The 6,597-nt window shown below is 42.1% G+C and carries 7 protein-coding genes; all 7 read left to right on the top strand.

Features of this window, described 5'->3' with window-relative positions:
• Window positions 1-50 precede the first annotated feature (50 nt).
• The 7 genes from tssD to AB669_RS21715 all read left to right on the top strand — a co-directional run bounded on the left by tssD (window position 51) and on the right by AB669_RS21715 (window position 6,591).
• Complete coding sequence (gene tssD / locus AB669_RS20940; RefSeq protein WP_047797262.1) at window positions 51-446, top strand: type VI secretion system tube protein TssD; 396 nt, start codon at window positions 51-53, stop codon at window positions 444-446.
• 119 nt (window positions 447-565) lie between these two features.
• On the top strand, window positions 566-1,402 hold the full coding sequence (locus AB669_RS21720; RefSeq protein WP_053058531.1) for a hypothetical protein: 837 nt from the start codon (window positions 566-568) through the stop codon (window positions 1,400-1,402).
• A gap of 13 nt (window positions 1,403-1,415) precedes the next feature.
• Window positions 1,416-1,985 carry a hypothetical protein gene (locus tag AB669_RS20930; RefSeq protein WP_047801314.1) on the top strand — a complete coding sequence of 190 codons (570 nt, stop codon included), beginning with the start codon at window positions 1,416-1,418 and terminating at the stop codon, window positions 1,983-1,985.
• Window positions 1,986-1,991: 6 nt separating this feature from the next.
• Window positions 1,992-3,770, top strand: coding sequence for a type VI secretion system Vgr family protein (locus AB669_RS20925; protein ID WP_047801313.1), 1,779 nt, complete (start codon window positions 1,992-1,994; stop codon window positions 3,768-3,770).
• 4 nt (window positions 3,771-3,774) lie between these two features.
• On the top strand, window positions 3,775-4,704 hold the full coding sequence (locus AB669_RS20920) for a hypothetical protein (protein WP_047801312.1): 930 nt from the start codon (window positions 3,775-3,777) through the stop codon (window positions 4,702-4,704).
• A gap of 22 nt (window positions 4,705-4,726) precedes the next feature.
• Window positions 4,727-4,996 (top strand): hypothetical protein, encoded by a 270-nt coding sequence (locus AB669_RS20915; protein WP_047801311.1) that lies wholly within the window; start codon window positions 4,727-4,729, stop codon window positions 4,994-4,996.
• Window positions 4,997-4,998: 2 nt separating this feature from the next.
• The gene (locus tag AB669_RS21715; protein WP_053058530.1) at window positions 4,999-6,591 is read left to right on the top strand and encodes a DNA/RNA non-specific endonuclease; all 1,593 of its coding nucleotides are present in this window, start codon (window positions 4,999-5,001) and stop codon (window positions 6,589-6,591) included.
• Window positions 6,592-6,597: the final 6 nt, after the last annotated feature.

Here is a 6,597-nt window from a genome sequence, read left to right as displayed (position 1 = left end):
AGCTTCAAGTCCAAAAATTATTATCTTTCAATTATTAAAAAAAACTTATCATGGCATTTAAAACCCGTTTAAATTTAGGATCAAAAGAATTTGATGTATTACAGTGCAGCTTTTCTTTAAGCAGAGATGTTGACGCCAAAGGCCGTCCGTCGTCTGGTGTTTATGGTGGAACCATTAATATCGAAATCGAGTCGACTGAGGATACTTCGGTGATCGAATCGATGGTGAACAACCAATACAAGCCACTATCAGGCAATATCATATTTAAAAAAGGAGAAGAGGATGCGAAGATGAAAGAGCTGTCGTTTGAAGACGGCTACATCATCCAATATAATGAAGGCATTGCGGTTAATGACAATACACCGATGACCTTAAGTTTTGTGGTTTCAGCCAGAAAGCTAAAGCTGGGTAACGCCGAGCATGAGAATGACTGGCCAAAAGCATAATCATTAGTAAAAACATTTGAAGGGGCCTGTTATCTAAGGGCCCCTTTAAATGCATTTTGATTCCGTTTCATTCTGGTAAATTGTTTCGGTTGATTTGATTTTCATTTACGCTCAAGCCTATGAGAAAGAAAAAAAATGTCAAACCAGCGGTAAAATCGAAAGCAGGACCTGTGGTAAAACCATCACAGCCTACTGACCTGGAATATATTAAGCTTTTTGAAGATTGCGTTATTGATGCAACCAAAATTGGCGATATAGACAAGGTAATTGATGATAACGTTGTAGCCAATAAGAGTATCTACACTAAAATTTCGGATGCTGTTGCTGGTAAGGTGAATCTGAATCCACCTGTAAATTTCTTTTCATTTACACCTCAATTGGAAGGTGCACAACGTGATTTTTTTAGTCTGAAATCGCCTGAGGAGAGTGATTTGCTCTCGATGGGAATTCCTAAGAATCCATTTCAATTTAAAAATCCGTTTGATACTGCACTGGTAAACTTTGCTTCGGGGTCTTCAAACATCCCCTGGTACTTTATAGCTTGTGCACACTATCTGGAGTGTAGTTTCTCGTTCAAAAAACACCTTCACAATGGTGATCCTTTGACAAATTATACGGTAAGGGTTCCTGCGAACCGACCGAAGGTAGGGCATGAGCCGCCTTTTACTTTTGAAGAGAGCGCGGTTGATGCGTTGAAGTTTATGCGGTTTGATCAGATACAGAACTGGAACCTGCCTACAATTTTAAGAAAGCTGGAAGCCTACAATGGTTTCGGGTATTTCAAGTTCCATAGTATCAATTCGCCTTATTTATGGAGCTATTCTAACCATTATACCAAAGGAAAATATGTAGCGGACGGAAAGTTTGATGCCGAAGCCGTTTCAAAACAACTGGGCTCGGCAGTTATCCTGAAAAGAATGGAAGAGCGGGCATTGATTGGAATTGCCAGGCATTAATTAATATTCCTTCATGAAAAAAAAAGCGATCATATATTTTTTATACATGCTGCCGATTTTCGCATCGGGATGTGAACAGCCGGGTAAAAAAAGCAGTACGCAAATACATGCTGTCTCTAATGTTACGCAGTCGAAAGTTAATGATGAAAAGGACTTTTATGCTGCCCTCAGGTTATTTAAGAAGGAGTTAGCCGTTAAAAACATTGGTGCGGTGGCGCAATGCATGCACTTTCCCTTTTACACCGGCCAGCAGCAATTGCCTGACGGACGCACCGGTAATATTTCTGATCCAATTAGTTTACAGGATTTTAATACTTACAAAAGTTCCATTTATAACCGTGATGTGTTGCGGCTGTTGCCGGCTACAAAGGATGACAACTTATCGGAGATAGATAACAAAACTGATGATCCGTATTATTTATCGGTTAAGAAACTTACTGATAGTGGCAGTAAACTTTATGAACTGTATGTGCAATATGCGGAAAGCAATACTCAGGCCGAGAATTATTTTGCTTTTGTGTTTGGCAGGGTGAATGGAAAGTATAAAGCGGTAGCATATTATGCGAAATGGCCGGTAAAATAAATTATCATGGAAAAAAAGCTTATAACAGAAATCAATATAGAGGGTAAAGCGATTACACACTTTGCTTCTTTTTCTTTACAGCAACAGTTTAATGCCCATCATTATTTTGAGTTGCGGTTTAACCACGACCAGATGGGCGCTCCTGGTTTGATATCATTGGATGACAGCCGTGGTTTTGTTGGCAAAACGTTGACGGCTTCTTTTGGGCACGCCGGGGAACAACTACAGAATTTTGCTGGTTTGGTTACGAAAGTGGAACTGGCACAGAGCCATGGCTACCACGGAGTGATTATTGTGAGTGGTTATAGTCCGACAATATTAATAGACCGGGGTCCGGATCTGGGTTCTTATCTGGCAAAAAGTTTAAATGATATTGTAAAACTGGCTACCAGCGATACGCCGGCGAACGACCTTAAAATTGTTGCAAACGCCAGCCGGACGGCTCCGATTGATTATCTTATTCAATACAGGGAGAGTGACTTCGATTTTTTGAACCGCTTATCGGGTGAATATCATGAATGGTTTTACTACGATGGGGAGCAGCTTAATTTTGGTAAGCCAGATGAGCAGCAATCTATTTCTCTTTTTTATGGACGGGATGTACACAACCTTCAATATGCGATGGAAGTTGCTCCGATTAAAAACAAACGGTTCTCGTATAATCCCAAACAGGATGAGATGTTATCGAGCGAAAGCACAGGCAAGGCAGACGGGCATCCGGATCTGGCACATGCTATTCAGGCTTCGAACTCTATTTACAGTAAAACCTTTAACCAACCCTCGCTAATCAGGGTAGACAGTAGTTCGGATATTAAAACTTATGTAGAAAATGAGGAGAAGGCTAATATCAGTGAGTTATTGAAAGTTAATGCGAGTGGTGATAATGCACAGCTGGCGATTGGCGCTATTGCCGAGGTATCAATGAGTTTGCGTAAGGAACTTTCATTTAGTACAGAGAGTTTAGGGAAGTTTTTGATTACCAGTATTTACCATCATATAGATGGCACTGGAAAATACCACAATACTTTTGAAGGGCTGGTTTCTACAACTGAGCGTTTGCTGGTGAAGAATTACGATACTCCGTACCCTGATATGCAATTAGCCGATGTGGTGGATAATAATGATCCACAGGGACAGGGACGTATAAAGGTTAAATTTAAATGGGAATGTCAAACGAATGATGTGACGGAATGGTTGAGGGTAATTACACCTGATGCAGGAAGCTCGGACAAAGTGAGTAAAAACCGTGGTTTTGTTTTTATTCCTGAAATTGGTGATCAGGTGGCCGTTACCTTTGAAGAGGGAAACGTGGCGCGGCCTATTGTAATGGGATCGGTATTTCATGGTAAAAGCGGAAGTGGTGGCAGTGCAAGTAACAACAGTAAGAGCTTAACTTCTAAAAGCGGGCATACCGTTCAATTGAATGATGGTGGCGGTATCACGATTAAAGATAAGACCGGCGGAAACCACATTATTGTTGACGGACAGAATAAAGTTACGGTTACCTCCAGTCAGACTGTGGTGCTTACTAATGGCTCGTCTTCCATCACTTTAGAGAAAGATCAGATCACGATCCACGCGGATAAAATAGAGATTGCGCAGAAGGGTGGTGCCAAATCAAGTAAGATTGATATCAACGGAACGGCAACTAATGTAAATACCCAGGATATGAAAATAACCTCCACAACCAATGTGATAACTGGTTCAAATAACACCATTACCGGTACCAATCATGTTACAGGTGGAAATACAAAAATAGACGGAGGTGATGTATTTATAAACTAATGATATGTTAGATGACTCAAAAGTAAGGGTTAAAAGCCCTTTTAACGATCAGTACACGATTATAATCGAATCGGAGGTAAATGGCGTTGACGTTCATATCCATTCGAAGGTGCAGTTGCGTTACGATTTTAGCGTATTGCAGGCGAGTACCGATCAGCTGGAAGTGCGGCTGATCCAGTTGGATAATGTAGTGCTTGAAGCCAACAGTCCTTTGGTGACCGAAGTAGCTCAGGTGAGCCAGATTTTTGGAAGGATGTACAGCGAGCTGCACCTGTTGCTTAGTGCAGGGGGAGAAGTTTTAGAAGTTTTGAATATCGGCTTACTGCTTTCCAAGTGGAAACAAACGAAGGCAGAGATGGAGAAATATATTTTGGGGAATGATGCCCTGAAGGATGCCATTATCCTCAATGACGAAATTTTTAATAACCCGGAGAAGATCAAAATTGCTGTTCAGGCCAACGAATTTTTAAGACTTTATTTTGGCCAGGTTTTTAACCGTGACACGCTGATGAAAGCTACGGTAAAGGGGACAAATATTTTTAATACCACATCATTAGATTGGACAGTAGAAACCAGAATAACACCAGTTGCTAGCGGAAGTGGTGACGGTTTGGTACAAGTAGATACTATTGTACTTCCTGCAAATGCTATAAATAAGGATTTTATCAAATCGGCTTATGGGCAATTTGAAGGAAAAATTGAGCTATCGAACCTCAAACCGGAACTCAGTCAACACGAACAAAGGGTGATCGATCCGGTTACAGGGCGTTTACAAGAGGCAAGGGTTTCGAAAACTGAGGTTGCTGATGAAGCACGGTTATATAATAAGTTAACCTACACTTTAAACAGCGATCGCAGGGTAAATGCTAATGATGTGCCGCAACCGGTATCTACAGAGACAGAAAGCTCAAAAAGCAAGTTTAGCTTTTTTTAGTGGAGCGATAAAATTTAAGCGTATGGAAATTGAAAAATCAAATTGCAAGGCTGAAAAAACGTGGGTAAAGACCTGGCGCATTGGTAAGTCGGTTTTGAGGTTTGGCACTTTGGCTGAGGATTTGGAAGGAAAACACCGTTCCAGATCGTATTTTTTCTCTTTTCAAAATAAAGAAGCACGGTATACCGGAGATCGGTTCAGTATTACAACGTTGGGTGTAAAAACCATTGAGGTGGGAAACAGGATAAGGTTGGGTTTTATCAAACGTATACAGGTTTTAGAAAAAAGTTAACAATGGGCAACAAGATCATCACAGAGAAAGATTTCTGGAAATGTAGTTGTGGCGCCGTTCCTGCACAATTTCAATCGATACAGAAATCGACAAAGAAACAGTCGGGTGAAAAATTCATCACCGTTAAAGATACGGCAACCAGTAGCTGGATAGATTTCGGCTGTACGCGAATGATGCTGATTATGGCTATTATTGCTGCGGCTGTTGTTGTTATTGCTGCAATGACGGTGGCTACAGGTGGGGCGGCATTGATTGCATTGGGTGCTTTGGCCGGATTGGCAGGAGCTGCCTGGGGAGCCGTAATTGGTACCATGCTTTGCGGTCAGCTGGCAGCCAAGGCCCGGAAGTGGGTAGGTAGCAAAAACAATTATATTATTCAGGGTGTTGAAACCATCACGGGTAACCAAACGATGACCTGTCCTGTTGGGGGAGTAGTTACGTTTGCGCCTGAAATTAAAAACTGGAGTCAGGCTATTGCACTTGGTGCATCTAACTACATCAGTGGTTTAATGGAGGGAATGATGGCCGGAGCTGCTATTGGAATGGGAGGTGCCGCATTGAGTGGTGGAGCGGGCGCATTTGCCAGTGGTGGTATGCGTGGTGTTGGTCAGGCGGCCTGGCAATTTGCCCGGAGCGCGCCGATGAATGTAATTCGCAATATTGGTGCTACCTTTGGTTATGCGGGTGCAGGAGCCAGCACCACTACTGTAGTTACTACAGCGGCAACAGCAGTTGGTTTACGTGGTGTAACTGCTACACAGGCTGGTTTGGCACATTACGGAAATACAGGCGAATCAGGTTGGGGTGCTGCAGGACGTGGTGTTTTTGGGATGGAAGAGGGGATGTACCACTCGGGTTCGAACATTTTAAGTGGCAATGCAAGCTGGCAGGATGTTGCAGGGATGGCGTTGTTATTATCGCCGGTGCATAAGGCCCCCGAAGAACTGAAAGGAAATAAAGGTGAGCCTGTACGGGATGGGGAAACAGCGAGGGATGGTGAGCAGCCAAAAGATGGTGAGCAGCAGAAGGCCGATGAGGAAACAGTGAAAGATGCCAATACGGCTCGGGAAGAAAGTGCTAAGAAAGAGGGTGAAGGGGAGGCTTATGAGGCTCCTAAAGCAGAATTTGAAAAAATTACTTTAGAAGATGGTACTACTGTTAAACGTTTGAAGCCAAATCTTGAATATGAGGCTAATGGATATAAGTACAAAACTGATGCTCAAGGCAGAATAATAAATGCTAAAGGTAAACTTTCTAAATCTGTAAAGGGAGGCAGAAATCCTTATGCACAAAGAACAGTTGGAAAAGGTGACGGAAGGTTATCGGGCGATCATGGAGGGCATTTGATTGGAGATCAATTTGGAGGTGCTGGAGGTAAAGAAAATATGGTTCCTATGGATGGTCAAGTGAATAACTATCACAAAGGCAAATGGGGACAGATGGAGAAAAAATGGTCGGAAGCTATAGATAATGGAAAATCAGTTGAAGTAAATATTGAACCTCGCTATACTGATGGCTCGTCAAGGCCATCTTCGTTTAAAGTTGTTGAAAACATTGATGGCAATATTAAGACTTACAAAATAATAAACAAGTAATATATA

The sequence above is a fragment of the Pedobacter sp. BMA genome, from assembly GCF_001027745.1.
GTDB lineage: Bacteria > Bacteroidota > Bacteroidia > Sphingobacteriales > Sphingobacteriaceae > Pedobacter.
This window is presented reverse-complemented; position numbering and strand designations above follow the sequence as displayed.

Coding starts and splice junctions, on each gene's coding strand:
- tssD (WP_047797262.1), top strand. CDS start 51: ATGGCATTTAAAACCCGTTTAAATTTAGGATCAAAAGAATTTGATGTA.
- AB669_RS21720 (WP_053058531.1), top strand. CDS start 566: ATGAGAAAGAAAAAAAATGTCAAACCAGCGGTAAAATCGAAAGCAGGA.
- AB669_RS20930 (WP_047801314.1), top strand. CDS start 1,416: ATGAAAAAAAAAGCGATCATATATTTTTTATACATGCTGCCGATTTTC.
- AB669_RS20925 (WP_047801313.1), top strand. CDS start 1,992: ATGGAAAAAAAGCTTATAACAGAAATCAATATAGAGGGTAAAGCGATT.
- AB669_RS20920 (WP_047801312.1), top strand. CDS start 3,775: ATGTTAGATGACTCAAAAGTAAGGGTTAAAAGCCCTTTTAACGATCAG.
- AB669_RS20915 (WP_047801311.1), top strand. CDS start 4,727: ATGGAAATTGAAAAATCAAATTGCAAGGCTGAAAAAACGTGGGTAAAG.
- AB669_RS21715 (WP_053058530.1), top strand. CDS start 4,999: ATGGGCAACAAGATCATCACAGAGAAAGATTTCTGGAAATGTAGTTGT.